Here is a 258-nt window from a genome sequence, read left to right on the forward strand (position 1 = left end):
TGCCAAACGTCAGCGAGCTGGTTGATATGGTTTACGAGTATTGCCGGAAGCGTGGGCTGTATCCGGATGCAGAGTCTTATCCGTGGAAATCAAACGCGCACTACTGGCTGGTTACCAACCTGTACCAGAACATGCGGGCCAATGCGCTGACTGACGCGGAATTACGGCGCAAGGCTGCCGATGAACTGACCTGTATGACAGCACGAATTAACCGTGGTGAGACGATACCTGAACCAGTAAAACAACTTCCTGTCATGG

Annotated in this window: 1 protein-coding gene; it reads left to right on the top strand. The window is 52.3% G+C overall.

The window, feature by feature from the left end; all coding sequences use genetic code 11:
* Positions 1-258: replication protein P (locus HEN33_RS25910; protein ID WP_242460333.1), on the top strand; the 258-nt coding region annotated here is incomplete at both ends.

Source organism: Escherichia sp. 94.0001, from assembly GCF_013369155.2.
Lineage (GTDB): Bacteria > Pseudomonadota > Gammaproteobacteria > Enterobacterales > Enterobacteriaceae > Escherichia > Escherichia coli_F.